Origin of the sequence: Mesorhizobium sp. SP-1A, assembly GCF_032460275.1 — a bacterium.
GTDB lineage: Bacteria > Pseudomonadota > Alphaproteobacteria > Rhizobiales > Rhizobiaceae > Mesorhizobium.
Map to the genome: position 1 here is coordinate 514,079 of NZ_JAVXZD010000003.1, position 24,157 is coordinate 538,235.

Sequence of the window (24,157 nt, forward strand, 5' to 3'; positions counted from 1 at the left end):
GGGAGACGCCGTCCCTGGCATCCGCGACTGTCGATGCGCCTAGTAGCCCATTCCGCTCATTCCGCCGTTTCCGGCTGCCGAGGCGGCGGACTCCTTCGCCGGGATATCGGCGATCATCGCTTCCGCTGTGATCAGCAGGGCGGCGATCGAGCCGGCATCCTGCAAGGCGGTGCGCACCACTTTGGCGGGATCGACGATGCCGGCCTTGATCATGTCGACATAGGTCTCGGTCTGTGCGTCGAAGCCCTGGTTGTGATCCTTGCTGTCCGCGAGCTTGCCGATGACGATGGAGCCCTCGACGCCGGCGTTTTCGGCGATCTGCCGGATCGGCGCTTCCAGCGCCCTGAGCACGATCGAGACACCGGCGCTGATGTCCGCATTGGTACCCGTCAGCGAGGCCAGCGCGGTCCTGGCGCGCAACAGCGCGACGCCGCCACCCGGAACGATGCCTTCCTCGACCGCCGCGCGCGTGGCGTTCAGCGCATCGTCGATGCGGTCCTTCTTCTCCTTGACTTCGGTCTCGGTCGCGCCGCCGACGCGGATCACCGCGACGCCGCCGGCCAGCTTGGCCAGCCGCTCCTGCAGCTTCTCCTTGTCGTAATCCGAGGTCGTTTCCTCGATCTGCGCCTTGATCTGGGCGATGCGCGAGGCAATGCCTGCCTTATCGCCGGCGCCGTCGATGATCGTGGTCGTATCCTTCTCGATCACGACACGTCTGGCGCGTCCGAGCATGTCGAGCGTGACGTTTTCCAGCTTGATGCCGAGATCCTCGGAGACCATCTGACCGGCACTCAGAACGGCGATGTCTTCCAGCATGGCCTTGCGGCGGTCGCCGAAGCCCGGCGCCTTGACTGCAGCGACCTTGAGCCCGCCGCGCAGCTTATTGACGACGAGCGTGGCGAGAGCCTCGCCCTCGACATCTTCCGAGATGATCAGCAGCGGCTTGCCGCTCTGCACGACGGCCTCCAGGATCGGCAGCATCGCTTGGAGATTGCCGAGCTTCTTCTCGTGGATGAGGATGTAGGGCTCCTCCAATTCCACGCGCATCTTTTCGGTATTGGTGACGAAATAGGGCGAAAGATAGCCGCGGTCGAACTGCATGCCCTCGACGACGTCGAGTTCGGTCTCGGCCGTCTTGGCTTCCTCGACCGTGATGACGCCCTCATTGCCGACCTTGTCCATGGCCTTGGCGATCATTTCACCGACCGACGCGTCGCCATTGGCTGCGATGGTTCCGACCTGGGCGATCTCACTGGACGATTTGACCTTCTTCGATTGCGCCTGGATTTCCTTGACGACGGCGATGACGCCGAGGTCGATACCACGCTTGAGATCCATCGGGTTCATGCCCGCGGCGACCAACTTTATGCCCTCGCGCAGGATGGAAGCGGCGAGCACTGTCGCGGTCGTGGTGCCGTCGCCGGCCAGATCGTTGGTCTTGGAGGCCACCTCGCGCACCATCTGCGCGCCCATATTCTCGAACTTGTCGGCGAGCTCGATCTCCTTGGCGACCGTGACGCCATCCTTGGTGATGCGCGGCGCGCCATAGGCCTTGTCGATGACGACGTTGCGGCCTTTCGGTCCCAGCGTCACCTTGACGGCATTGTTGAGCAGTTCGACACCTCGCAGCATTCGGTCGCGGGCATCGGTGGAGAATTTGATTTCCTTGGCAGACATGATGTTTGTCCAATCGATTCTTGAATGAGGCCGATCTTGAATGAGCGCGGTCAGGCGGCCTTGTCGGCGGCGGCTCCGGCCTTTTCGACGATGCCCATGATGTCAGCCTCCTTCATGATCAGGAGGTCCTCGCCGTCGATCCTGACCTCGGTGCCGGACCATTTGCCGAACAGGATGAAGTCGCCCGCCTTGACGTCGAGCGGGATCAGGGTGCCGTTTTCGTCCCGAGAACCAGGTCCCGCGGCGACCACCTCGCCTTCCTGCGGCTTTTCCTTTGCCGTGTCGGGAATGATGATCCCGCCTCTGGATTTCAAATCACCTTCCGCACGCCGGATGACGACGCGGTCGTGGAGTGGCCGGAATTTCATTGGGATCTTTCTGCGGCCGCGCGTAGGGCTGCCACGTCACCAACATAGGGCGTTTGGCACTCGATTGATAGGACTGCCAAAATTAATTCTTGCGTATTTCAAAATATCTCTCTGACTATCTGAAATAATTTTCAGAAATTATCACTTTTCAAGGGCTGTATTTTGATTTCAAGCGATTGTTTATTTTACGTAAATTGAGATTTTTAATTCGTGTCCATAAATAAAAATTATTCCGCGCCTTGTTCGCAGCTCAATTGAAGCGCATATACGTGGCTCGTTGATTTGGCCGATTTGGCTTTAGCGGTGTCAGAGACCCGCCATTCACCACCGAATTCTCGATAGCGGCTTTATTGCGCCAATCCGGCGCATGTGTCGTTCCGTTCGAACCTCGGAATGAACGCCGGCGCTGACCACGGATGTACTGGCAGCGTTGGCATCGTTCCGGTTCGGATGGGAACAATGCAGGAGGCGCCTTTGCGTGCTCCTGCGGAAATCGCAACCATGGCCAGCCGTACCACACAGACCGTCGTCCATTTTTCCGCGCCGTTCCGGCTGCCGGACCTCGATACACTGCACCCGGCCGGAGACTATCGCGTCGACCATGACGAGGAAGCAATCGAGGGTGCCTCCTGGCTTGCTTGGCGGCGTATCGGCGCTTTCATCCACTTGCCGAGCATCGGGACGCGCGGATAGCCTCGAACCGGCCCGCGCCTCGCAATTCAGCGAAGGCGCAACCCTCATCGAAAGGACGTTCGGCCATGGCCAAGGGACAGAAACGCAGCAATCGCGAAATCAGGAAGCCGAAGCAGGAAAAGGCGCCGCCCAAGCCTGAAAGCACGTTCGGTAAACAAATAAAGCTCGCCGCGAACAGCAACGCTTCGCGCGGCAAGGGCTGATAACCGCGATCGGCGAGACCGGTGGGCAGGAACGATGAAGATCATGATCGAGTTTTACAGGACCCGCGACGCGGACGATGCACATGCCGTCATCGGTCGTGAAACCGTGGAACTCGACGATCTCGACGGCGCCATCGCAGCCGCGCGGCTGTTGGCGCGGACCCTCGACATGCCACAGCGTCCCGACTCCATGACGATCACCGACCCGAACGGCAGAATGCACTACTGCGGCATCATCGGCTCGGAAGCGGTGGACGAAGGAAGGCAATGACCATGAATATGCAGCACCTCAAGGAGACTGAACGGAAGCGAATTGCAGCCGCGATCAGCGTCTGGGAAAACGAAGGCGGCGCGCCCGGTCAGGATTCCATGCACCATCAATATGGCCGCCGTATCGAAGCCGACCGTTCCTGGACGATCTATCATGTCTTTACCGGCATTCCGGCGCGCTTCGGCGGCGATGCCATGACCGGCCTGAGCCGTCTGGATGCAACCAGCGGCATGTTGTGTCTCAACCTTCGCAACGCCGAGCGCCGCAGGGAACGCATTGAACTCTCGCCCTTCAGAACAATCCCGAAACCGGCGGAGCGCAGGTCATGACGCTGGCCTTTCCCAACCCAAGCCGCAGCTTCGACGAAGCGCGCAACGCCGTGCGCTTCATGGGCCACGACGGCATGTTCCAGATCCGCTTCTTTATCGAGGCGGGTGCGCTGACGAAGTCGGATGCCGCTAGACGCGAGGCGGGGATGCTGGAAGCCAGGTGCCTGTCGGCTTTCGACGCCTTGCGCACAACCATCTACGATGTCGCGTGCAAGGCCTATTCGCACGGCCGCCGCGATTCCTACACGCTGACCGCCGCGGATTTCCGCTAGGCGGTTTTCCATGCTGATCCGCTATGGCTATGAGATCACGTTGGCATGCCAGCAGCCCACGGCCCTGGTCTGCCTGCTATCGGTCCATGAGGACCGCGCGGCCGACATCAGGGTGCCGGAAACGACATTCACTAATCCCGACATACCGGTATCGACCTATCGCGATCTGTTCGGCAACCGTTGTCGCCGCCTCGTCGCGCCGGCCGGAGACCTGACGATATGGGGCGACGCCACGATTGAGGACGACGGCAGGCTGGACAAGGTGGTACTAAATGCTCGTGAACTAGCGGTGCCTGACCTTCCAGACGACAGCCTCGTCTACCTCATGGGCAGTCGCTATTGCGAAACCGACCGACTCAGCCAGATCGCCTGGGATATTTTCGGCGCCGTTGCGCCGGGATGGAGCCGCGTGCAGTCGATCTGCGACTTCGTCCACAATCATATCCGCTTCGACTACATGCAGGCCCGCTCGACGCGAACGGCCTTCGAGACCTATCACGAGCGCGTCGGCGTCTGTCGCGACTTCGCCCACCTTGCTCTCGCGTTCTGCCGCTGCCTCAACATTCCCGCCCGCTATGTCAACGGCCACCTCGGCGACATCGGCGTGCCGGTCGTCGATCCGATGGACTACAGCGCCTGGATCGAGGTCTTCCTCGATGGCGAATGGTACACATTCGATCCGCGCAACAACATGCCGCGGATCGGCAGGATCGTCGTTGCACGCGGCCGCGACGCGGCAGACATCCCGTTGATCAATTCATTCGGCCCGCATGTCCTGAAGGCGTTCCGGGTCTGGACCTATGAGGTATCAGCTCTGACTGCGTAGCCCGCATGTCGTCGCCTCCTCCTTCTGGAGATAGATATACGTGGAGGAGCGCATCCCGGCACGAAATGCCGATGTTGACTCGCTCTGCTAGAGAGTCCGGGGAATGGTGCAACCTCGACCTATAGCTTGGCCTTCGGCAATGTCTGCTTTTGTGCACCAGCGAAGGCGTTATCAATGTCGCCATTAAGGGCGCGTTGCTGAACGCGGCCCCGCAATGTTAAGCGAGGCCGCGCAGATCAGATTTCAGTTGTCTCGGCAAGCGTAAGCGCATCATCGATATCCACGCCAAGGTATCGAACGGTGTTTTCGATCTTGGTGTGTCCAAGCAATATCTGAATAGCTCGAAGATTGCCGGTAGCCTTGTAGATCAACGCGGCCTTGGTACGACGGAGTGAATGTGTTCCGTATTCCTCGGGACGCAGTCCAATCGCAGTAACCCATTCACCAACCAATCGCGCGTACTGTCGAGTGCTCAGGTGCCCTTCGTGGTCGACCCGACTCGGGAACGCGTAGTCATCGATACTGCCACCGCGGCGTTCGAGCCACGCAAGCAGGCTTGCCCTCGTGTCTGCGGTAATCTCGAACTGGACGGGCCGGCCAGTCTTCTGCTGGATCACCATTGATCGGGCGCGTATCGCCGGGCCGGCGACAAGCGATCCGATCTTCATTTTGACGAGGTCACAACCGCGAAGCTTGCTGTCGATCGCGAGGTCAAACAATGCCCGGTCGCGCATCCGCTCTTCACGATCCAAGAAGAAGCGGATCAGCCAAATTTGTTTTACTTTGAGCGCTCGCTTGGCGCCGACCTGCTTGCCCGCATTCCAGGCTGGCCGACCTTTGGCGGCCGGATCGTATTTTGAGATACCCATGACATTTCTCCTTTTGGCCAAGATGGCCAATGAAGAAATAGGGAGGGGGCCGCTTGCGGGCTGGCCATTTCCGGGTTGCGTCCAGCGGATAGCTGTCGTTAAGCAACCGATCTTTCATTGCCATTCCAAACCCGTTCCTGCGGTCCCGTTAGCTGCCGTACGTTCAGCACGCTCCGCTCGTCATACGCTGGCTGCAAGCCCTCAACTACGATGACGCAGCGCATCTAGAACTAGGCTGAAGGCAAAGTGATCTCCTGCTGGGATAATACAAATAATAGCTGTCGAATCGCTCGCACCGTCCTTCAGCACTCGAATCAGCGTTCCGTCGGCCAAGTATCGCCTCACATGGTCTTCGAGCGTGAAAGCGATTCCCTGCCCCGAGACGGCTGCCGCCACGATCAGGTCGTTAAAGACGAGTTGCCCTTCCGGCTTGCCCCCTAGCTGCTTCCTCTTCCACTCGAATTCCCAAGGACGAGGAAGAGGCGACCGATGAGGTATTGGAAGCCCTCGGCGAACCCCACCGGAATCTTCTCGCTAACGTAGTACGAAGAGAGTAGGGTCAATTGTCGACGGCCATTTTTAGGGCACCGTCGGTTGAGGGCGGCCATCGTGCCCTAGCCCCAACGAAAGGAGGACTCCATGTCTTCCGCCTATCTGACTTCCAAGAACATGACGATGATCGAACGGTTACTGCTCGAAGTTCGAGCCGTTCCACGCAACAGAAGTCAGGAAACGATGAGGGCAAGGTTCCTGATTGATCAATTCCAAGGCGGCGTCACAGCGGAGGCTGACCTGCGCTCGGTGCTCAATGTGCGCGAGGTCAAGGGGAGCGACTCCTCGCAACGAAGTGTGGTTAGCCGAGCCGTCGGCGCTTTGTTCGGATCCAGGTTCTCGGATCGCGAGGCGCCGCAGATTGTTGCCCAAAAACTCGCGTTCCGGGTCGCCCGAGACGAAGTTCAGTGTCGAATTGACAATGATACAGACGGCCGGCATCGCCGCGAGAACGAGGTCAAAAGCCGCCATCAGATGCATTGACGAAGCTTCTGTGGGGACGACCGGCAAAGGACTTCAAATGGATAGCATGAAAAATCTTGCCCGCTGGGCCGCTGATCCCGCTGGCTGGCTGTTGGCGCTCGTGGTCGGCATTTTGGGCAGTATCGTGTACGTCGTTCTGACCAGCATTACCTTCTGAGCATGGACGATATCAAAACCGTGGTTCTCTCGAAGGCACCCGGCGGCTGGTGTGTGCGCATCACGGAAAACGGGCGAACCCTCGATCTTCGATATCCAACCAAACAGTTTGCCAAGGCATACGCTGAGGGGCAAGCCTATCGACTGGGCGTCACGGCCACTGAAGACATGACAATCACGTGACCACACGTATCAATGACCAGCCTGTGCCGACCGGCATAATCGCTGCAGGGACAATGTATACGACGGCCGCTGGCAGGTTCTGCTCAGGTAGCAGCCACACCCTCAACGTTTCTTCGTCTAGCCCCTCGAAACCAGGAAAGCCCGCCCGGGAGTAGCCGGACGGGCACCTCAACCTCGTGTCGGGCATTCAAGGCCGCTTCGGCAGCACTACTTACCACTGCATCTAGCAACTTGGTGCGGATGTGAACGTTCATGGAGGCACGCGGATGGAGCCGACGACGGACGGTTGTGAGAGAACAGGAAAGGTGGGATGGTCTTTCCATGCCTCAAGAGCATGACACGGACGCCTTCATTTCTGAACTCACTCATGCAGCGGGCGAGACGGGCAATCTGACAAAGTTGCAGTGCGCCAGGCTATTGCAGCGTGCTGCCGCCACGCTTCATCGGGTTTACCATTGCAAGATCGATTACTCCGGGACCCCGGCAAACAGCCGCTGGCAAGGGCCGGCGGTTTACCGATGGCCGGAAATGCCCTTGCGGATCGATACCTTGTCGGATGAGGAAATATCGAGCGAGCTACGCCATGCGGCCCTGCTCATGAAGACATCGCGGGGCTAAAGGACGCAGTTGAGGAGATGCACATCCGGCTGCTGAGCAAAAAGCAGGTGGCTCGATCGAACGAGCCGTCAGAAGCTCCCATGCTGGTTTAGACCGCCTCGCCAAAGTTTCCTTCCAGGCCTTTCATAGCTCGGACTTTTTGCGACCAAGGGGATGCGCTGGGGTAAGAAGCCTGTATGGTGCGCAGCTTGGTCTACCGCCTCGGTTGACCGGAAAGCCATAAAGGCGTCAGGAGATACGTTGCAAGTTCTGGTGAGAGATAACAATGTTGATCAGGCACTAAGGGTGCTCAAAAAGAAAATGCAACGCGAAGGGCTCTTTCGAGAAATGAAAGCACGGAAGGCATATGAAAAACCTTCGGAACGCCGCGTCCGGGAAAAAGGCGAAGCGATCAGGCGTGCGAAAAAACTAGCGAGAAAACAAGCGCAGCGCGAAGGTCTCCTGCCCGCGCCCAAGAAGAAGCCTATTCTTCCCCGCCCAGCGTCACGAGCTGCATAGTTTGCCAGAACGGACCACCCGCACCGCTTCGGGGGAGTTCGTTACGTCCTCAGAAGAAATAAATCTCCCGCCAGCCGTGAACCGAGCGGGCGATTTATAACGTGATGCGACAAGGTGTGGCCGATATCCTATGGTGGCGCACCACAACGGGGCTAAAGGGTTATGTGGTCGCAGGGGCTGTTGCGATGGAAACGGCAGACCTTGCGTTCCTGGCCCTCCGAGCCACTTCTTTCGCCAATTTCCGTCGTACGCCTCCCGGACGCGACAAACAACAGTGTGTCGACCTCTTCGAGGACGTGGCGGCTGTCTTTCTCAGCAATGTAGCGCCGCAATTTTTCGATGGTCTCGCCAACGTATTTCACCTTGCCGCTTCGAGACCGTCGCAAGGAGCTTGGGGCGGTGCTAGAATAAAAACCGCCGGGTCGGCATTTGTTCCGAGCACGGGCTCAATTGTCCATGTGGGAGGCGTTTTCGATGACAAAGGCGCGGCTGGACGACATGCTGGACTGCAAGCGATGTGGCAGGATCCAGATGACGATCCCCGACAATGCAGATGAAGAAACGCCTATTCATTGCAGCAATTGCGGCGGCTATCTTGGCCTTTGGGGAGAACTGCAGCGAGACTTCGCAAGGCAGATAGCGAACGCCGAAAGCATCGATCTCAATCATGGAACGATGACCAAAAACGCGTAAGCGCGTCGCGGGTCCAACAAGCGACTCGTCCGACCGTTCGGTCAAGCCGTCAATACGGTCGCTCCTCTCTCAGCGCCTTTTTGGAACTGTTCTGTTCCGCACCGTCATCGGATCGATTGAGCGTCACCGTGCAGCGGATGAGGAAATTCCAGTCGGGTCCGTGCTCGATGATGAGATGGAGATCTGAAATCTCCTCGAAATAGTGCTCGACGCTCTTCGGCCCATCCTCGGTGCGGTATTCGATGACTGCCTTCCAGCGCTTTTCGCCGTGGAGATTGATCACGTTGTTCATCTGCGCTCCGTAGCGACCAAGATTTTCGATCGGGGATGAGAAGTCCGTTGCCGAAATCAATACAGGCGCAGCGTGGGATCGATCCTGATCCCGGCACCGGTCACGGCGGCGATAAAGGCCGCACTGACCTGCTCAGGGGTGGAAGTTCCCAGCTTGACTTCAGAGCAGCAGTTCATTGCATCCGACCATGCCGGGCTGCCGTATTCCTTGTGATAGGCAAACAGGAAATCAGCCGCCTGCGACACCGAGGAGATCAGGCTGAAGCCCGTCCGGTCATCGTAGATCACCAAAGGCATCCTGAAGTTCTGGTTGTTCATCGCGGACCTATCGAAAATTTCCGATATGCGTGCTTTGCAGTCACAGGACGTCCAGCAGGCGGTTCAGTGCATCTGGTGCCTGAGCTTCGTTTGAGCCGCCCTGCGACGCGAGCCGTCGGTATCGCCCTGCCTGCAACGTCGCGCCTCGTCGGGTCGCGTCTCCAACCTGGCAGGCTTCAAGCGTGTCGTCACAACAGGCGGTCGTCCGAAATACCTGTCGTAGAACCTTGCCATGGCGTGCCGACAAGCGAGATAGGTGGAGGGCATTTTCATCATCCTTCCCGTTAGAATTCGGCGTTCGTCTTGCCTCTGTTTTCGCGTTTGTACCTGGTCGATCCGGCTATGCGCGCTTGCGCCTGACCGGCCGCTTCTGCAAGGGCGGCGTGTTCGTGTTCATTGCTTCCATAGCAAGCCTTGCCAGCCTCAGCCGTTCGGTCTTCTGTTCCCGCACGGCCGCTTCGCCGTCGATGATCTGGCGGGCAGCCCTGGTGGTGGCGTCCTGCTTCGTTTCGATGGCGGTCGGCTTGGGCTTGAATATCCCTTGCGGCATTTCAGGGTGTCGCATGTGCGGGTCTCCAGTCATGAAAAGAAAAAAGGCCGGGACTTGCCCGGCCTCTCTCGTCTGCGCTCTGTGGCCAGCGCCAGTACATCCGTGGTCAAAGGCCAGCGCAATCGTTATGCGGCCTGCAAGTTCTCGGCCGCGCTCTTGCCGTTGCGATCGTCCTTCACGACGTCGAAGCTGAGCTTCTGGCCCTCGACGAGGGAGCGCATGCCGGCCCGCTCGACAGCGGAGATGTGGACGAACACGTCGGGCTGGCCATTGCCGAGCTCGATGAAGCCAAAACCTTTGGTCGAATTGAAGAACTTGACTGTTCCAGTATTCATTACGATTTCCTTTCAATCATCCATAGAAAATTGCTTGCCGCGCAAGATGCACGACAAACGGTTCAGATCGATTTTGAGAGGAGAAGATCGCCGAAGACGCAGTTCGCGTCAGAAACAAAGTTCGACAGCCAAGATCGATATTTAGAACGTAGGCCTATTCGGTGTTCGAAACAAGGCAAGGTCGGGGATAAATCTTTCCGGCTCAGAACGGATCGTCTCGGCCGGAGGGAGGACTGCTACGTCTTTGCAGGCCCTCACGCCCTCCGCCGTCCCTTTCTCGCGGCCTCCGGTTTGATCCTTATCCGCAGCATCCCTCCTTCAGGATGGTCGATCTCGAAGGCGTTGGTCTTGCGTACGAGATCGCTCAGCTTGCGAAAGCCGAAGGTGCGGGGATCGAAATCGGAAGCCAGATTGGCAAGCTGCGTGCCGACCGCGCCGAGCGGAACCCAGCCGTCCTCGCTTTCCATCTGGGCGATCACCTTGCGGATGATCGGCACGGCGGCGGAGGGCGACTGCAACGGCTTTGCGCTCGGTGCAGCCTCCGGTTCGTTCGCCGGAGCGGACGCAAGCAGGTTCTCCGTATAGACGAACCTGCGGCAAGCCTGCCGAAAACTCTCGGGCGTCTTCTGCTCGCCAAAGCCGAACACATCGATGCCCTGCTCGCGGATGCGGGCGGCAAGACGGGTAAAATCGCTGTCAGAGGAAACCAGACAGAAACCGTCGAAACGACCACTGTGAAGAAGATCCATCGCGTCGATCACGAGCGTAATGTCGGAGGCGTTCTTACCTGTCGTATAGGCGAACTGCTGCTGCGGAATGATCGCGTGCCTCGACAGCACGTCGGCCCAAGCCTTCGAGCGTGAGCTGGAAAAATCGCCATAAATGCGCCGGACGCTGGCCTCGCCGATCTTGGCGATCTCCTCGAACAGGCCGTCGGCTATCTTGGCCGAAGCATTGTCGGCATCAATGAGAATGGCAAGGCGCGGCGAGCGGGGTTCGGATGGCATCGCAGTTCCTTAGCCCAGTCTCTGCTCGAATTCGATCACCTGCGTCTTCTGCCGCAGGCCCGTGGCGACGACGGATACCCTGAATTTTCCTTCCAACGCGGCATCGAATATGGCGCCGACGATGATGTCGGCGTCGGCATCGACTTCCTCGCGGATGCGCGTTGCCGCCTCGTCGACCTCGAACAGCGTCATGTCCGGTCCGCCGGAGATCGAGACGAGCACGCCTCTCGCCCCACCCATCGACGCCTCGTCCAGGAGCGGGTTCGCGATCGCCGCTTCGGCGGCCGCCTTGGCCCGGCCTTCGCCCGAGGCCTCGCCCGTCCCCATCATCGCCCGGCCCATGTCGCGCATCACCGCGCGCACGTCGGCGAAGTCGAGATTGATCAATCCTTCCTTCACGATGAGGTCGGTGATGCAACCGACGCCCGCGTAGAGGACACGATCGGCCATGGCGAAGGCATCGGCGAATGTCGTCCTGGTATCGGCGACCCTGAAGAGGTTCTGGTTCGGGATGACGATCACCGTGTCCGCGCATTCGCGCAGCCGCGCGATGCCTTCCTCGGCCGACTGCATGCGGCGTTTGCCCTCGAAGACGAACGGCTTGGTGACGACGGCAACCGTCAGCATGCCGGCCTGCCGCGCTGCATGCGCGATGACGGGAGCGGCGCCCGTCCCCGTTCCGCCGCCCATGCCGGCCGTCACGAAACACATATGCGTTCCCGCAAGGTGGTCCATGATCTCATCGATCGACTCCTGCGCGGCCGCGTGACCGACATCCGGTATCGAGCCGGCCCCAAGTCCTTCGGTGACGCCGGCACCAAGCTGGATCAGCTTCGATGCCTTCGACATGGCAAGGGCCTGTGCATCCGTGTTGGCGACAAGGAATTCCGCGCCCTGCAACCCGGCGGCGATCATGTTGTTGACGGCATTGCCGCCGCCACCGCCTACGCCGATCACGGTGATCTTCGGCTTCATCTCGGTGATTGCCGGTCTGGCGTTCATTGCCGTCTTCCTCCCAGAGGCTCGCTTGCCGGTCCGGGACCGGCGCCACGCGCTGCGAATCAGGACAACACCCGCCATAAGCAGGGGACCAGATCGAAGCCTCGCCCGCAAGCGGCGGCTCTGCCCTCCGAGTGGTCTCGATGTCGAAGTGTCTATGCTTGAAGTCTTCCTTGGCCGCCGAGCCACGAATTCTCTTCAAGAGAAAAACAAAAACGGGAACGCCTTGTTTGCAACTCAATTAAGGCGCATAGATAGACCTCGTTGATTTGGCCGATTTGGCTTGCGCGGTATCAGAGACCCGCCAGTTTATTCCGAATTTTCGATAACGATATGGTTGTGTCGACCGGGCGCAACCGGCCGCGTCTGCTCGAAGCCTGGAAACGAACGCCGCGCCGACAGCGCATGGATCTGACAGGCGGAACTTCATCTGCGGTTCGGGCAGCGGCATCTCCGAAAGGGTGGCAGTCATGGACAACCGCACCACGCAGAAGGTCGTTCGCTTCCTGTCGGCGTTTTCGCTGCCGGGGTTTGATGCGCCGCAGCCGCCGGGCGACTATCTCGTCGACCAAGACGAAGAGCCTATCGAGAGCGGTTCAAGCCTCGCTTGGCGACGTGTTGCAACCTTCATCCATCTGCCGGCCATCTCGATAAGGGCAACCACCCAGCAGATGGTGCCGATCGACCCGGCTTTCCTCGAAGCCGCGCTGGAACGGGACCAAAGACAATCATGACCACGACAAGCTTCGTGCACCGCAATCCGCGTCCGCTCCGCCGCGAGGTCGCAACCCACCTTTATGCCGTAGGACAGGCCGTCAGGTTGAAGGGCAACTTCGGCACATTCCCGAAGACAGCGGAAATCTACCACATCACCGGCATGCTCCCTGCGAGGGGTGACTCACCGCAATACCGCATCCGCAACGACCAAGAGCGGCACGAGAGGGTGACCACACAGGACAGCCTCGACCTGGTACGGCAATCGTCGGAAAGCGAAAACGCAACCCTGCTCGAAAGGACGTTCGGCCATGGCCAAGGGACAAAAACGCCGCAATCGCGAGATTCGGAAACCGAAACAGGCAAAAGCGCCGACAAACGCTGATAACCCTTTGGGCAGCCAGCTCAGGCTCGCCGCCAACACGTCGAGCGGTAAAGCCAGGAACTGATGAGCCGTGGGGATCGGGTCCCGGCCTTCGGGTTCCAATCGACCTCCTATGCCCGATGGCTTTCTGCCGGTGCAGCGCCGCAGACACGAAGAAAGGACGTTATCATGAATGCTCACGAGATCGGACAGCACGCCCCGGCAGATTCCCGGCAGGAAAACAGGAGCGAAGCGGCCTGCCATGACACCATCGACTACCAGTATGGCCGTCGGGTCGAACGGGACGGTTCCTGGAGCATCTATCACGTCTTCACGGGGATCCCGGCGAAAATCCAGGGCCTTGTCATGACCGGCATGAGCCTTGGTCGGGCCACCGAAGGCATGCTTTACCTCAATCGTCGCAACGAGGCCCGTCGGCGTGAGCACGGTAGGTCGCTGGCCCGCCGGTTGCCCGGCCAGGAGGGCTCGGCTTGTCAGCCGTGACGCTCGACTTCCCCAATCCGAGCCGCAGTTTCGACGAAGTACGCAATGCGGTTCGCTTTATCGGCCACGACGGCATGTTCGAGGTCCGCTTCTTTGTCGAAGCCGATGCGCTGGCAGGAACCCGCGCCAGGACAAGCAGGACAGAGGTAACGGAGGCGGCCTGTCTTGCCGCGTTCGATCGGGCGCGCTCCTCGATTTACGAGGTTGCCCGCAAGCTCTATTCGCGCGGCCGCCAAACGAACTACGTCATAACGATCCGCGACTTGCGCTGATGTCTCAGCCTCATCATCTACCCTGCCAGAAGTTTGCGCATGGAGTCCACGATGTCTGCGTGCTTGTAAGGTTTGGAAAAGAAACGCGCTCCGTCCGGAAGGGCTGACGACCGGACGGATCGGTGTCCGGATGTAATGATAATCTTGACCGGCGGCCATCGATCGCGCACCGCGACCGATAGTTTCAGTCCGTCCATACTGCCTGGCATGTCGATATCGGTGAACAGCAACCGGATATCCGGGTCGGTCTCCAGGATGGCGATCGCTTCGTCAGCGTTGGCGGCCTCGCGAACAACAAAGCCTTCATTGGCCAGATGATCGACAATATCGAAACGAACGAGTGTCTCGTCCTCGACGACCAGAACGGCGGTCCGGACATCCATTGCAAATGACCGATCTGGTCTGGCCGCTTGAGGAAGATAGTGCGGAACGCCTCAAGGCAGGTATCGATCCATCTTTTTTCAAAAGACAGGCCGGCTTAATCGACGATCGAGGAAAAAGACCGGCGATCCGGCTCCGGGAGCGGTCACGGCACGGGATCGGCTGGTCCTTGATCCTGTGCAAGGCTTTCTATCAGAGGCTCGAAAAAGGCGGGCGTCCTTGCGATAGTCTAGCGCTGCTCGTGCGACCTGAAATTCTTGCTCTCGATGTCGATGATATCGCCACAGTTCAGGCACTCCATCTGGGTGTGCGTACGAATCCAGCCGACGCGCGTCTTTGCCTGATGATGGCAACGGGGGCATTCCACATCGATTTCGAAGTCGTCCGTCTCGCGCTTTGTCATGGCAACTCCGAGACCATTCCAGGCCGCCTCAGCTTTCGCCAGCAGCGGGCTCCCGCGCTTCTTCCTGCTCCGTGGATGAAGGTTTCTCCTTTGCCACTTTCGCGGCAAGCTTCGCTTCTTTCTTGGCCGCCTTGGCTTTGTCCCGTTGACTACGCTCGTATCGATAGTTCGGCTTCATCGCCATTCGAGCTCTCCGTTCGGATAGATGGTATGCTTCATCAGGCGAATGTCCGCAGAAATTGAAACGGCGGGTTCCGGTCTCGCCAGCGCATGCAATTCAGCCTGCGGTTGTGAGCGGCCGTCGTCAGTAAATTTCGACCGTGCGATCGTAACTGATCCCAGCACCCTTTAGTGCGGAGAGGAATGCGGCACTCGCATCATCGGCAGCACCCTCTTCGGCGCAGCACCTCATCGCGTCGGTCCAGGCCAGGCTGTCGTTTCCAGGCCAATGGTCAAACAGAAAATCCGAGGCCTGTTGCATGGATTCAATGAGCACGAACCCCAGTGGACCGGCGATATAGACGACCACGGGAACTCGAAATTTTTTGACGTCCATCGCGCAACCTACGCCCGATTGCATGGAAAGGCGAGCATGGTAGACGCATTATTCGTCGGACGGCAGCTTTCAGGATTGCATAGCGGCAAGCTGAACGACCAGGTTGAGGGCGCGAAGCAGCCGTTCAGCGACTGCTAGATTGCGTGATCATTCACGGCTACCACCAGCCCCGGATCGAACAACGCGTTTTCATCCTCATACCCTCTCGGATTGCACACAACCCGCGTGGCGCCGACATAGTAATCGCAGCTGTCGTGCGTGTGCCCATGAATCCATAGCGCCGGTTGCTGCTGTTCAATTATCTGCGACAGGTCCGACGCATAGGCGGCATTCAGCAAATCACCCTTGAACCTTGCCGGAACGGAACGCGCATGCGGCAGGTGATGGGTGACGACGACGGTGGGGATCGGGTCGGATTTCAGGGCCGTTTCAATGAAGCGCCGTGAATCCTGGTGCATTCGGTAGGCTGTCTGCGGAAGGAAGCGCTGCCAGGGATTTCTCTGGGCGGCGATCTGGCGGTAGTCGTTCATGCGCTCGCGCGCGTAACGCATCGCCAGTTCCGGAGAGCCTTCGATCCGGTAGTCGGTCCAGAGCGTGGTGCCGAGGAAGCGGACGCCATCGATGACGACCGACTGGTTTTCGAGGAAATGAACGACGGGGAAGCGTGCGGCCGCTGCCCTGCCATCCTCGAGTCCTTCTCGGATTCCGCCCTTGTAGAATTCGTGATTGCCGGCGACATAGACGCAGGGCATCGCATGCGCGATGTTTTCCGCCAGCCAATGGACGCCGTTGGCGGGCGCTCGGCAGAGATCGCCGGCGACGACACAGACGTCGGCATCGGGAATGGCGAGCGGCGCTCGAAGATCGGCGACTTCGAGATGCAGGTCGGAGAACAGCCAGAGTTTCATGGGGTTGAATCCTTTGGGTGGCGTATGGGCGTGCCTGTCCGGCCGGGGTTTGGGCCCCGGCTGAAGGATTGAATGCTTGTCTGGGCGCGTTTCCGGCTCAGCCGGGGCGCTCGCGGATGCGTTTTCGGGTTTCGGTCAGGACGGCGTCGAGTTCCGGACCGTCGAGCGTTCCGGCATCGAACAGTTGCTCGGCCAGGAAGTCGATGGCGTCGGTTTGTTCGCGCACGATGGTGCAGGCTGCCTGGTAGGCCCGCTCGAGCCGCTCGTTGACGCGGGCGGCGAGTTCCGGATTGGCGGCAAGCGTGGCGGCGATGTCGGTCGCCTTGCGGTAGATCAGGGGCCATCTGCCGCCGAGGCCAAGGATCGTTTCCATCTCGACCGCAAGCTTCGTGGCTGACGCCAAATCGCTATGATCCACGCCGCCGCTATTCGCCGAAAAAGTCTCCAGCATGATTTCCTCGGCCGCGCGTCCCGCGAGCGTTTCGACGAGGACGGCAGTAAGCCAGCTCTCGGTCATTTCGTCCTGACCTGTGCTTCCGATCACGAAGCCACCGCCAGCCTTGGCGTCGACTGTGATTTCGGCAATGGGGCCGAAGCCAACCAGCATGCGGGCGACGGCATGACCCGCCTCATGCGTGGCGATGCGCAGTCGCAATGCCGTCGAGCGCGACGGTCTTGTCCCGCCAAGCTGGGTTTCGAGATCGGTGTAGGAGAGCGGACGGCGGTCACGTCGGGCACTCTGCCTTGCCTCCCGCACCCATCGCTCGATGTCGGCGCCCGTCATGCCTTGCGCTCTGCGGGCAAGCGCCTTCAGGGCGGTGGAAGCCAATGTCTGTCCTGACGATGCCATGGATTGCGCGATCGTCATGGCCGAGGAGCCTCAGTTCGGATTGGAATGGCGGCCTGCACCAGCCCGGCATAGGGTTTGTCCGACATCATCTCGAATCCTTCCTCCAGGACTTTCCGAAGGTCGTTCTCGACCAGGACGGCCTTTGAGACGCTGGCCGTGACCGTCTCGATGTCCTTGCCAAGGTGATGGCGCAGGATCGCCAGCCGCGCCTCGGCATCGGGCAAGGGGATCTCGATCTGCCTGTCGATCCGACCGGAGCGCAGCAATGCCGGATCGATGACGGATGGGTTGTTGGTGGCACAGACCACGACGACACCGCTGGTGCGAGCTACCCCGTCCAGAAGTTCCAGGCAGCAGTTGACCACCGAGTTCCAGTAGTCGGCGTAGTCCCTGGAAAGATCGACGCGACGGCCGATGCCGTCGAACTCGTCGACGAACAGAATGCAGGGCTTTTGCGTCTCCGCCTCTTCGAACGACCGCTTCATGCGCTTCAGCACGTCGCCGAGATGGGAAGGCTCTAGCCAGCGCGCGACCGATGTCGCGAGCAAAGGAATCTGCAGGGTGTTGCAAAGCGCGCGGGCAAAATGCGTCTTGCCGACTCCCGGCGGGCCGGACAGCAGGACCTTGGTGCTCATGTCGATCCAGGCAAGATCGCCGGCACGCCAGAGCGGCAGTACGTCCCGGATCTGCAAGGCCCAATCCCTGGCATCGCCATAGCCGGACAGGGTCTCGATGGTCGGCGGAGGGCGACCAGCGCTGGCTTCAGCAGGTGCTTCCGGCTGGATGATGTCGCTGCCGGAGCCGGGGTCGGCATTCCGGCGGGACGACGGCGTGTCTGACGATCGGGAGTTTCCCTTCAGGGCCTTTCTACCACAGTCGTCCTTCTCGCCGCCTTCGGCATCGACGGCCGCTTCCGCCAACCGGCGCAGGCTGTCGGCGGCCATGTCGGCGGCGACACCGGGACGGACGGCGATCGCGATGTCGCCGAGGCCCAGCCGCTCGAAGATTATTCCTTCCAGTTTACCGACCGAGGGCGACGCGCCGAGAACCGTCTCGATGGTGCGGCGGACGATGTCGACTGTCAGCGTGCCGCAGGCGACATTGAGTTGCGATGCCTGGACCAGCTTTGGCGCGAGCGCTTCCTTTCGCTCGGCGACGGCAAGGATCGGATAGGGACTGATGGCTGCCGCACCGTATTGCCGGTCATCCTCCTCCTCGCCACGGTCGCTCCCGACAAAGACGACAACGCGCCGACGGGCGGCGGCGACATGCTCGAAACGCACGTTCTCGTAGCGTATGTCATAGCCGTTCGAGCGCTCGACCGCGCCAGGCAGGATATGACCGCGCTTCAGGAGTTCCAGAAAGGTCCGCTCAAATCCTTTGGTCTCGCCGAGCAAGGTCACGATAGGTCGCCGCAGCCTGAGCGCCTGCAGGACGTCGGCAAGGGCGGCCTCATCGTCTGGAACGGCCTGCGCCAGAAGAAGCATGACGGCGACGTCGGCGGCGGACGGCGGTTCCGCCGCCCCGCGTATCGCCTTCACCAAAGCGAGGTCACCGCATCGTGCCTGTTCGGAGGAAAGAGGATCGCCGGGGATCGCCATCTGAGCCTCTGCTGTTGGTGTCGTGTCCATTTCCGTATCGAAGGCAAACTCGTCCGACCCAAGGATTGGATGCGTCGTTTCGTCGGGGAGCCTGCGCCGGTGACGCGACAGCATGGCGACGGCCTGAGACGGCGACATCGCACGGACGGCATCTGGATGGCGGCGATAAACGGACACCACCCGGCCATGGCTCTCGACATCCTCCTGGCAAAGGATTCCCGCTTCGACGGCATCCGCAAGCGCAAGCGCCGCCGCCTTGCGCCGCAGCCGATCGAGGAGATGACGTGCGAGCCGCTCGTTCATGCCGCTTCCTGCCTGGTCGTGTTGCTCGGGCTGAACATGACGACTCCGTTTCTTCCGGCGTTTCATCGGTGGCTCCCGTTCATTGCCTCACCCTGTGCCGCTCGCGTGCCTCGACCAGCGTTTCCACGAGTTGCTGGAGCCTGCGGATGGAACCGCCACGCCAATGGTCGGCGAGTACCGCAAGCTCAAACCGTTCGAGCGGCGACGCCCAGCGCGGATCGTGCCCGGCATCGACATAGATCCGTTCAACGAGACGCGGGGCCAGCACCTCGAGCTGTTCCGGCCCTGGTTCCGGAAAGGCGATGACCCGGCAGCGATCCAGCAGCACCGAAGGAACGGTGGTTAGCGTATTCGCCGTCATCAGCCAGGAGACGTGGGACAGGTCGCAGGGGGATTCGACATAGGGGTCAAACCAGCGTTGCGAGGTCTCCCGTTCGAACAGGCCGACCAGCACATCATGGACATTGCCGTTGTGCCGCGAGGTGCCGACTTTCTCGATCTCGTCCAGGATAATGACGGGACCGGCGCAGCGATGGCGGCGGATCGACAGCACGGCGATGCTCGGCTCGCCCGACGACCAGCGCCTGGCCGTCCCGCCGATCGAGCTGTCGTTCAGCCCGCCACACGATACCAGTTCAAAAGGAACGGCGAGTTCTTCGCACAACCGTCGCGCCAGCCTTGTCTTGCCGCAGCCGGGCGTGCCGACCAGGACAGTCGGCCGGATATGGACATGATCCCGGCCGACGAGGCGGTTCAGCAATTCGTCGACGACGGCCACCGCATAGGGGAATTCTTCGACCAGCCGCTCTCGTACCAGGGAGAGATCGGGGACTAGCGGCAGCGGCAAGGCAATGTTGAGAAGCTTCTCGAACTCCTTGACGACCCGCTTGCCTTCGGAGGTGCTGTCGTTGCCGATCGAGGTGAAGACGACGACGGTGCCTTTCGGCTTGGCGACTGGGGGAGGCTCTGTCGCGGTAACCCTCGCAACATCCTCAACCCTACAGGCAGAAGGAGTTTCGTCTTCCGGCTGTTTTGTCTCCCGTTCCGGTAGCTGGATCGCCGCTTCGAACTCCCGCGCATGGATGCGCAAATCGCGGCTCACCCGGCCTCGGGGAATGCCGACAATCCCGTTGTCGCGCATGTGGCCATAGTCATTCGCCAATACGGACCAGGCGAGTGCCCGTGGCAGAAGGCTGAAGTCACAGGAATCACGAACGTCACCGAGCGCAACGGATGCCATCCTGCCCGCAATCACGGCGACCGCGTCCGGATCGCCGAGCGACGCAAGATAGAATTTGACACGCAGCCTGGCATCGAAGGCGAATATCGTATTGAAGCCGCCTGCGGCTTCCATCGCCGCTTCGACACAGCGCAGCGCCTCGTCGCTCTGGTCAACCGCGAGGTCATCAAGGGATGCGACCAGGGGAGCGATATCGAACTTCGGCTTGTGCTTCAGCCTGCGCGACAGACGCTCGCCGAACTCCCTGATGTCGCTCGCCATGTCGTCGAACAGGAACGGCATGCCTCGAAGCAGTTCGATCTCCGTCGGCAGGTGCACTCCCGCCTGAGCCGCCTTGAGATGGCGTTCGAAGTGCCGGTCCCGACCGCCGCGTGAATCCTTGCCGGAGATGGTCATCGCCGCAACCACTCACGCGTCCAGGCCGGAGCGCTCGGCCGGGCGGCCAAGTCGATACCAGCGGGACAGAGTCCGCGCCCAGCTCATGTCGGCCGACATCAAAAAGACCTGAGACGTGGCGATCGGACGGTTGGTCCCCGGAAGTGCCGGATGCCCCGTCGACAGTCCCACCAAAGCCGGTGTCAACACATTCCCGAGAAGCCAGCGGTCGAGAAGCGGCGGCTCCTCGTTGACGAGCGTATCCGGAAGCACACCTTCCAGGATTCGCTCCATGTCGGAGAGCAGTGCCCCGATTCGCGCGGTTTCCGCGGCAAGCTGTTCTCCGGCTCCGCATCCCTCGTTGAACAGCAGCATCTGCAAGCCTCCGTCTGTCCGGCAAAGGATCCGTTGCAGTTGGATCCTTGCGATTCGCTGGAATCAGCAGGACAGGCATACGGCGTCGGGCATCGGGCGTCCACAGGTCATTACAGGCGTCGCGACGCCTCATTACCTGAAGGCTGGCGTTCCCCCATCGCTCCGGCTAGAACATTCCCATGCAGGCATCCTACGACTTTCTGCGCGCCGCACGCGCCCTCCTGGACATCACCCCGGCGCAACTCGCCGAAAAGGCCAAGGTGAGCAAGCGATCGATCGTCCGCATAGAAGCGCGCGAACCTGTCGGCCTGGAAATCAGCCTGAGGGTGCAGAAAGCGCTGGAGGAGTTCGGCGTCGAATTCCTCCCCGAGACCAAATCGCACGGCCCGTCGATGCGGGTCGGCAAGAACGTCGTCAAGAAGATCGGATTCCAGATTTCCGCGGACTAAGTCGCCGACACGGATCTGCTGCATCGCCGGCGCGAACTTAGTGAGGCGGAATGTCATGCAGTAACCAGCATTCGATCAGTCCTTCGGCGGTTCAGTCTAGTCGACTTCGCGCCTAAGCCGAGACTCCCAGCTGGCCCATTCTCGTTAAGAACCCTGATTCTGTCCGCCGACAGAAGGGTTTCGCTCGGGAATCAGCGTGAGTTGTGAATGAATCAAGATGAGTTGTGAATCAGCGAGTGCGACAGCGGCAATTCTATGGCTTTTTCGGGGCAGACGCGGATTCAACGCCAGAGAAAATTTTTATGTTCTCAATTATCACAAGGGCTTATCGTTAAATTCTGCCAAAGCTGCGTCAGTCGAGATTGTGGCAAGCGTCAGCGCTGATTTGTCGTCTCACAAAGCCTTGTGCGATGGTGGGCCCGGAGGGACTCGAACCCCCAACCAAGCGGTTATGAGCCGCCGGCTCTAACCATTGAGCTACAGGCCCCACGCGGGCTGGATAGTGTTTTTCTTCTGCCCGCACAAGGCTTTCCCGCAGGGCGAGACAAGATCGCCCAAATCAGCCCATATTCGCGCCATAGGCGAAACCTGACGGGACCACACACGGAGTTTTTCATGACCAAACATCTTGTCACGCTTGCAGCAGCTGCCGCCGCAATCGCCCTTCCCGCCATGGCCTCGGCCGCCGAGACCCCTCGCCCGCCGCGCATCGTCGTCTCGGGCGAAGGCGAGGCGACCATGGCCCCGGACGTCGCCATGCTTTCGTTGTCGGTGATGCGCGAGGCAAAGACCGCCCGCGAGGCGCTCGACGCCAACAACGACGCCATGGCCGCCGTCATCTCCGCAATGAAGTCCGCCGGCATCGCCGAGAACGACCTGCAGACAGACGGCATCCAGATCAGCCCCCGCTACGATTACAACAACAAGCCCGACGGCAGCCAGGAAGCCCGGCTGGTCGCCTACCAGGTCACCAACACCCTGTCCGTGCGCGTGCGCAACCTCGACAAGGCCGGCGATATCCTCGACAAGGCCGTCTCGCTGGGCGTGAACCAGGGCGGCGGCATCGCCTTCACGAACCAGAACCCGGAAAGCGCCATGACCGAAGCGCGCAAGAAGGCCGTGGCCAACGCCATCGCCAAGGCCAAGACGCTGGCGGAAGCGGCGGGCGGCAATATCGGCAAGGTGCTGGAGATCAGCGATCAGGCCACCCGGCCCGTGCCCATGCCGATGAGCGCCAGAAGCTTCGACGCGTCCGCCGCCAAGGTGCCGGTGCAACCCGGCGAGAACGCCTACCATGTGCAGGTCAACGTGACCTTCGAGCTGAAATGAGCCTCGTCTCGTCCCGCCGGCAACGGCGGCTCGCATAATTGAAAAAGCCCCGGAGGATCATCCTCCGGGGCTTTTTCAGGAGCGGCCCGCGCGGTTTTATGTGCGGCCTGTTCTGCGGCCGGGCCGCACGCGCGGATCAGCGATAGGCGATCGGGCAGCCGCGGTCGCGGCCGAACACGACCGTCACCCGCGAATTGTACTTGAAGCCGGCGACCCTGATGGTGTGGCGGCTCATGTCCACGACCCGGGCGCGCCGCAATCCCATGCGCTCGGCCTTGTCGAGCGCGCGGTCGGGCGAGCAGGAGCGGCGCCAGTCGCGGTCGCCGTACCGGTCACGGTCGCGACCCCAACCGCGCGCGTCGCGGTCACGGCCCCAATCGCGTGCGTCGCGGTCGCCGACATAGACGCCGAGGCGGGTATCGGGCCGGGTGCCGTAGTTGAGATAGATGCCGTCCGCCTGCGCCACGGCGGGAATGGCGGCAAGCGCGCCGAGGCCGACAAGGGCGGACAGAGCGGCGGTCCTGATCGTCTTGAACATGGTCTTCTCTCCTTGGGCCGCATGGCGCGGCTCGTTGAACTTGTCGCCGAAGCGATGACGCCAACCTAGCGCGGCGCCGATGAACCGTTCGGGAATTGCCCGTTCATGTGCGGTTCAGGCCCGATGTCGCCCCGACAGGACAGAATCGCGCCGGCTAACCATGCTCGCCAAACGCCAGGCCGCCATGCGGGTTCCGCTCAGGGCTCGTCGTCGAGCACATAGTCGAAATAGTCTTCCGGCTCGGCCAGGTCGGCCTCGCTGGCGCGTACGCGCCCACGCACGGAAATGCCGGCCTCATGCACGGTTTCCGCGCTGCCGGAGACCAGCCTGTGCCACCAGTAGAGGTCGCGCCCCTCCGCAACCAGCCGGTAGGCGCAGGTGCTGGGCAGCCAGCCGATGGTCGGCACGTTCTGCGGCGTCAGCCCCACGCAGTCCGAGACCCGCGACAGCCGGTTGGCATAGTCCGAACAGCGGCAGGTGCCCGCGTCGAACAGGCGGCAGGCCACGCTGGTCCAGTAGATGTCGCCGGTGTCTTCGTCCTCGAGCTTGGACAGGCAGCACTTGCCGCAGCCGTCGCAGAGCGATTCCCACTCGGCGGCGCTCATTTGCTCCAGCGTCTTCGTTTTCCAGAACGGTGCATCCATGGCTGCGATGTGGCCCGCGGACCGGCACAGGTCAAGCGGTTGGACCCGTTCCGCGGCGACTTGGCAGACACGATCTCGCCATCGAATTGCCCGTGAATAGCCCGTCCCCCGCCCGCCAATCGCCCCGCGGCACGGCTATCGCACCAATTCCGGAACCAAT

Annotated in this window: 35 protein-coding genes, 1 tRNA gene and 1 pseudogene; 18 read left to right on the forward strand and 19 right to left on the reverse strand. The window is 60.8% G+C overall.

Features of this window, described 5'->3' with window-relative positions:
• Positions 1–39: 39 nt before the first annotated feature.
• On the reverse strand, positions 40–1,677 hold the full coding sequence (groL, locus tag QU595_RS17380) for a chaperonin GroEL (protein WP_315924144.1): 1,638 nt from the start codon (positions 1,675–1,677) through the stop codon (positions 40–42).
• A 50-nt stretch (positions 1,678–1,727) separates the two neighbouring features.
• Positions 1,728–2,045: a co-chaperone GroES gene (locus QU595_RS17385; protein WP_315924146.1), complete on the reverse strand. Its 318-nt coding sequence runs from the start codon at positions 2,043–2,045 to the stop codon at positions 1,728–1,730.
• A gap of 501 nt (positions 2,046–2,546) precedes the next feature.
• Here QU595_RS17385 and QU595_RS17390 point away from each other — a divergent pair.
• From QU595_RS17390 to QU595_RS17415, 6 genes and pseudogenes are all read left to right on the forward strand, one after another.
• A pseudogene (locus QU595_RS17390) lies at positions 2,547–2,732 on the forward strand (hypothetical protein); the annotation flags it as partial.
• Between the two features lie 71 nt (positions 2,733–2,803).
• Complete coding sequence (locus QU595_RS17395) at positions 2,804–2,941, forward strand: hypothetical protein (RefSeq protein ID WP_315924148.1); 138 nt, start codon at positions 2,804–2,806, stop codon at positions 2,939–2,941.
• Between the two features lie 34 nt (positions 2,942–2,975).
• Complete coding sequence (locus QU595_RS17400) at positions 2,976–3,212, forward strand: hypothetical protein (protein ID WP_315924150.1); 237 nt, start codon at positions 2,976–2,978, stop codon at positions 3,210–3,212.
• A 2-nt stretch (positions 3,213–3,214) separates the two neighbouring features.
• A complete protein-coding gene (locus QU595_RS17405) occupies positions 3,215–3,541 on the forward strand; it encodes a hypothetical protein (protein WP_315924152.1) in 327 nt (108 codons plus the stop codon).
• Complete coding sequence (locus QU595_RS17410; RefSeq protein WP_315924154.1) at positions 3,538–3,813, forward strand: DUF1488 domain-containing protein; 276 nt, start codon at positions 3,538–3,540, stop codon at positions 3,811–3,813. Before QU595_RS17405 ends, QU595_RS17410 begins: the two co-directional genes overlap by 4 nt.
• Positions 3,814–3,823: 10 nt before the next feature.
• A complete protein-coding gene (locus tag QU595_RS17415) occupies positions 3,824–4,639 on the forward strand; it encodes a transglutaminase family protein (protein WP_315924156.1) in 816 nt (271 codons plus the stop codon).
• Between the two features lie 236 nt (positions 4,640–4,875).
• Here QU595_RS17415 and QU595_RS17420 read toward each other — a convergent pair whose 3' ends face one another.
• Positions 4,876–5,508 (reverse strand): tyrosine-type recombinase/integrase, encoded by a 633-nt coding sequence (locus QU595_RS17420; RefSeq protein ID WP_315924157.1) that lies wholly within the window; start codon positions 5,506–5,508, stop codon positions 4,876–4,878.
• Positions 5,509–6,147: 639 nt separating this feature from the next.
• Here QU595_RS17420 and QU595_RS17425 point away from each other — a divergent pair.
• The 5 genes from QU595_RS17425 (at position 6,148) to QU595_RS17445 (ending at position 8,691) form a co-directional block, all read left to right on the forward strand.
• Positions 6,148–6,543, forward strand: a complete 396-nt coding sequence (locus tag QU595_RS17425) for a hypothetical protein (RefSeq protein ID WP_315924160.1) — start codon at positions 6,148–6,150, stop codon at positions 6,541–6,543.
• Between the two features lie 159 nt (positions 6,544–6,702).
• A complete protein-coding gene (locus QU595_RS17430; protein WP_315924162.1) occupies positions 6,703–6,882 on the forward strand; it encodes a hypothetical protein in 180 nt (59 codons plus the stop codon).
• A 321-nt stretch (positions 6,883–7,203) separates the two neighbouring features.
• Positions 7,204–7,500 (forward strand): hypothetical protein, encoded by a 297-nt coding sequence (locus QU595_RS17435; protein ID WP_315924164.1) that lies wholly within the window; start codon positions 7,204–7,206, stop codon positions 7,498–7,500.
• Between the two features lie 240 nt (positions 7,501–7,740).
• The gene (gene rpsU, locus QU595_RS17440) at positions 7,741–7,998 is read left to right on the forward strand and encodes a 30S ribosomal protein S21 (RefSeq protein WP_315924166.1); all 258 of its coding nucleotides are present in this window, start codon (positions 7,741–7,743) and stop codon (positions 7,996–7,998) included.
• Positions 7,999–8,472: 474 nt separating this feature from the next.
• The gene (locus tag QU595_RS17445) at positions 8,473–8,691 is read left to right on the forward strand and encodes a hypothetical protein (RefSeq protein ID WP_315924168.1); all 219 of its coding nucleotides are present in this window, start codon (positions 8,473–8,475) and stop codon (positions 8,689–8,691) included.
• A 49-nt stretch (positions 8,692–8,740) separates the two neighbouring features.
• On the opposite strand, the gene QU595_RS17450 is transcribed toward QU595_RS17445, so the two are convergent.
• The 6 genes from QU595_RS17450 to ftsZ form a co-directional block, all read right to left on the reverse strand.
• Complete coding sequence (locus tag QU595_RS17450) at positions 8,741–8,983, reverse strand: hypothetical protein (protein ID WP_315924169.1); 243 nt, start codon at positions 8,981–8,983, stop codon at positions 8,741–8,743.
• Between the two features lie 56 nt (positions 8,984–9,039).
• Positions 9,040–9,300 carry a DUF982 domain-containing protein gene (locus tag QU595_RS17455; protein WP_315924173.1) on the reverse strand — a complete coding sequence of 87 codons (261 nt, stop codon included), beginning with the start codon at positions 9,298–9,300 and terminating at the stop codon, positions 9,040–9,042.
• A 340-nt stretch (positions 9,301–9,640) separates the two neighbouring features.
• Positions 9,641–9,865, reverse strand: coding sequence for a hypothetical protein (locus QU595_RS17460; protein ID WP_315924175.1), 225 nt, complete (start codon positions 9,863–9,865; stop codon positions 9,641–9,643).
• A 110-nt stretch (positions 9,866–9,975) separates the two neighbouring features.
• Positions 9,976–10,185, reverse strand: a complete 210-nt coding sequence (locus QU595_RS17465) for a cold-shock protein (RefSeq protein ID WP_292841499.1) — start codon at positions 10,183–10,185, stop codon at positions 9,976–9,978.
• A 254-nt stretch (positions 10,186–10,439) separates the two neighbouring features.
• A complete protein-coding gene (locus QU595_RS17470) occupies positions 10,440–11,192 on the reverse strand; it encodes an NYN domain-containing protein (protein ID WP_315924178.1) in 753 nt (250 codons plus the stop codon).
• 9 nt (positions 11,193–11,201) lie between these two features.
• Positions 11,202–12,194, reverse strand: coding sequence for a cell division protein FtsZ (gene ftsZ, locus QU595_RS17475; RefSeq protein WP_315924180.1), 993 nt, complete (start codon positions 12,192–12,194; stop codon positions 11,202–11,204).
• A gap of 467 nt (positions 12,195–12,661) precedes the next feature.
• On the opposite strand from ftsZ, the gene QU595_RS17480 reads away from it, so the two are divergent.
• The 4 genes from QU595_RS17480 to QU595_RS17495 all read left to right on the forward strand — a co-directional run bounded on the left by QU595_RS17480 (position 12,662) and on the right by QU595_RS17495 (position 14,045).
• On the forward strand, positions 12,662–12,925 hold the full coding sequence (locus QU595_RS17480; protein WP_315924182.1) for a hypothetical protein: 264 nt from the start codon (positions 12,662–12,664) through the stop codon (positions 12,923–12,925).
• Entirely contained in the window at positions 12,922–13,290 is a 369-nt protein-coding gene (locus QU595_RS17485; RefSeq protein WP_315924184.1) for a hypothetical protein, read from the forward strand. The genes QU595_RS17480 and QU595_RS17485 overlap by 4 nt, the downstream gene beginning before the upstream one ends.
• A 168-nt stretch (positions 13,291–13,458) precedes the next feature.
• A complete protein-coding gene (locus tag QU595_RS17490) occupies positions 13,459–13,773 on the forward strand; it encodes a hypothetical protein (RefSeq protein ID WP_315924186.1) in 315 nt (104 codons plus the stop codon).
• Positions 13,770–14,045, forward strand: a complete 276-nt coding sequence (locus QU595_RS17495) for a DUF1488 domain-containing protein (protein ID WP_315924187.1) — start codon at positions 13,770–13,772, stop codon at positions 14,043–14,045. The genes QU595_RS17490 and QU595_RS17495 overlap by 4 nt, the downstream gene beginning before the upstream one ends.
• 17 nt (positions 14,046–14,062) lie before the next feature.
• Here QU595_RS17495 and QU595_RS17500 read toward each other — a convergent pair whose 3' ends face one another.
• Positions 14,063–14,428 carry a response regulator gene (locus QU595_RS17500; protein WP_315924189.1) on the reverse strand — a complete coding sequence of 122 codons (366 nt, stop codon included), beginning with the start codon at positions 14,426–14,428 and terminating at the stop codon, positions 14,063–14,065.
• 5 nt (positions 14,429–14,433) lie between these two features.
• On the opposite strand from QU595_RS17500, the gene QU595_RS17505 reads away from it, so the two are divergent.
• Positions 14,434–15,072: a hypothetical protein gene (locus QU595_RS17505; RefSeq protein WP_315924191.1), complete on the forward strand. Its 639-nt coding sequence runs from the start codon at positions 14,434–14,436 to the stop codon at positions 15,070–15,072.
• A 61-nt stretch (positions 15,073–15,133) separates the two neighbouring features.
• Here the strand turns inward: QU595_RS17505 and QU595_RS17510 are convergent, their stop codons facing one another.
• The 6 genes from QU595_RS17510 to QU595_RS17535 all read right to left on the reverse strand — a co-directional run bounded on the left by QU595_RS17510 (position 15,134) and on the right by QU595_RS17535 (position 21,037).
• Complete coding sequence (locus tag QU595_RS17510) at positions 15,134–15,385, reverse strand: DUF982 domain-containing protein (RefSeq protein ID WP_315924193.1); 252 nt, start codon at positions 15,383–15,385, stop codon at positions 15,134–15,136.
• 134 nt (positions 15,386–15,519) lie between these two features.
• Positions 15,520–16,293, reverse strand: coding sequence for a metallophosphoesterase (locus tag QU595_RS17515; protein WP_315924195.1), 774 nt, complete (start codon positions 16,291–16,293; stop codon positions 15,520–15,522).
• A gap of 97 nt (positions 16,294–16,390) precedes the next feature.
• Positions 16,391–17,161, reverse strand: a complete 771-nt coding sequence (locus tag QU595_RS17520) for an ATP-dependent Zn protease (RefSeq protein WP_315924197.1) — start codon at positions 17,159–17,161, stop codon at positions 16,391–16,393.
• A complete protein-coding gene (locus QU595_RS17525; RefSeq protein ID WP_315924199.1) occupies positions 17,158–19,047 on the reverse strand; it encodes an ATP-binding protein in 1,890 nt (629 codons plus the stop codon). Before QU595_RS17525 ends, QU595_RS17520 begins: the two co-directional genes overlap by 4 nt.
• Before the next feature lie 79 nt (positions 19,048–19,126).
• Positions 19,127–20,695, reverse strand: a complete 1,569-nt coding sequence (locus QU595_RS17530) for an AAA family ATPase (RefSeq protein ID WP_315924201.1) — start codon at positions 20,693–20,695, stop codon at positions 19,127–19,129.
• Positions 20,696–21,037, reverse strand: a complete 342-nt coding sequence (locus QU595_RS17535; protein WP_315924203.1) for a DUF6634 family protein — start codon at positions 21,035–21,037, stop codon at positions 20,696–20,698.
• Positions 21,038–21,216: 179 nt separating this feature from the next.
• On the opposite strand from QU595_RS17535, the gene QU595_RS17540 reads away from it, so the two are divergent.
• Positions 21,217–21,486, forward strand: coding sequence for a helix-turn-helix transcriptional regulator (locus tag QU595_RS17540; protein ID WP_315924205.1), 270 nt, complete (start codon positions 21,217–21,219; stop codon positions 21,484–21,486).
• A 411-nt stretch (positions 21,487–21,897) separates the two neighbouring features.
• On the opposite strand, the gene QU595_RS17545 is transcribed toward QU595_RS17540, so the two are convergent.
• Positions 21,898–21,973 (reverse strand) — tRNA-Ile (locus tag QU595_RS17545).
• 128 nt (positions 21,974–22,101) lie between these two features.
• On the opposite strand from QU595_RS17545, the gene QU595_RS17550 reads away from it, so the two are divergent.
• Complete coding sequence (locus tag QU595_RS17550; RefSeq protein WP_315924207.1) at positions 22,102–22,815, forward strand: SIMPL domain-containing protein; 714 nt, start codon at positions 22,102–22,104, stop codon at positions 22,813–22,815.
• A 136-nt stretch (positions 22,816–22,951) separates the two neighbouring features.
• On the opposite strand, the gene QU595_RS17555 is transcribed toward QU595_RS17550, so the two are convergent.
• Positions 22,952–23,353, reverse strand: a complete 402-nt coding sequence (locus QU595_RS17555) for a hypothetical protein (protein ID WP_315924209.1) — start codon at positions 23,351–23,353, stop codon at positions 22,952–22,954.
• A 197-nt stretch (positions 23,354–23,550) separates the two neighbouring features.
• The gene (locus QU595_RS17560; protein ID WP_315924211.1) at positions 23,551–23,997 is read right to left on the reverse strand and encodes a YcgN family cysteine cluster protein; all 447 of its coding nucleotides are present in this window, start codon (positions 23,995–23,997) and stop codon (positions 23,551–23,553) included.
• Between the last annotated feature and the right edge of the window lie 160 nt (positions 23,998–24,157).